At 49.5% G+C, this 1,035-nt stretch carries 1 protein-coding gene and 1 pseudogene; both read right to left on the bottom strand.

Annotated features, from left to right (window positions below; translation table 11 throughout):
• Window positions 1-28: 28 nt before the first annotated feature.
• Window positions 29-685 (bottom strand): PspA/IM30 family protein, encoded by a 657-nt coding sequence (locus IQ242_RS25575; RefSeq protein WP_002797305.1) that lies wholly within the window; start codon window positions 683-685, stop codon window positions 29-31.
• 22 nt (window positions 686-707) lie between these two features.
• Window positions 708-1,035, bottom strand: a pseudogene (locus tag IQ242_RS25570) (hypothetical protein); the annotation flags it as partial.

Here is a 1,035-nt window from a genome sequence, read left to right as displayed (position 1 = left end):
CCCCACACCCTACACCCCACTTCCCACATCACCCATCCAAGTTTTCTTGTTTTAACTTGAGTAATTCCGCTTCAATTTGTTTTTGTCCCTCCAAATCTTGGAATTGTCGCTCTAAGGGGTCTTTATACCCGATTAAATCGGCTTGGGATTCGGCTTCTAAGACTTTTGCTTCTAATTTCTCGAAAATAGTTCCCATCTGACTGCTGTTCAAACTGCCCATAATTTCTTGGGCTTTTTGACTGGCACTCGCCGATCGCAATCTGGCCACATAAAGGCTTTTCTGTGCTTTCATCTCAGCATATTTGCGTTCAATTGTCAAGAGTTCTTTCTTTAACTTTTGTATAATAGCCGTCTGTTGTTGCAGGGAGATTTGTAGGGGGGCGATCTGACTTTGATGGGTTTGCCATTGGCTGAGAGCTTGGCGGGCGAGTTCCTCGTTACCGTGATGTAGGGCTAATTGGGCGCGTTCGTGCCAAGTTTGGGCCGCTTTTTCCTGTTGTTGTCGTTGGCGCTCGGTACGTTTCTGGGTAGCGACGGCTGCCGCCAGGGCTTGTCGCATTTGCATCAATTCCCCTTCCATCGCCAAGATCGCCTTTTCCAGCAGTTTTTCGGGATCTTGATTTTCCTGAATCAGACTATTGACTTGGGCGCGAATTGCTTGGCCCATGCGATCAAACAAACCCATTGCCGTCCTCCCGATAGGAACCCTAATAGTTTACCGAAGTGCCGCTCCTATCAATAATGATAGAACTAGGGACGGGGGACTGGGAGGGATCGGCTGTTTCTGAAGGTGCCGGACTACTGGGAGAAGGGGATGCTTGTAATTCTGGCGGTAACTGTTTCATTAACTCCACCGCCTCCTGTCGGTTTTGATTGGCCAAGCGACGGGCTTTTTCCCGTTGAAAAAAGGGTAAATTAGCGGGTGATTCTTCTCTTTGACGCAATTCCTCCAACATTCGTTCGTTAATGATCGCGGTCGAGGGGGCGGGGGTGACTTGGGGCGGTGGCGGTGGTGGTGCCGAAACTAGGGAAGAT

Origin of the sequence: Microcystis sp. LEGE 08355, from assembly GCF_015207185.1 — a bacterium.
GTDB classification, from domain to species: domain Bacteria; phylum Cyanobacteriota; class Cyanobacteriia; order Cyanobacteriales; family Microcystaceae; genus Microcystis; species Microcystis panniformis.
This window is presented reverse-complemented; position numbering and strand designations above follow the sequence as displayed.

Bases quoted from the DNA above. Each gene is read 5' to 3' on its own strand.
- IQ242_RS25575 (WP_002797305.1), bottom strand. From the start codon at position 685: ATGGGTTTGTTTGATCGCATGGGCCAAGCAATTCGCGCCCAAGTCAAT.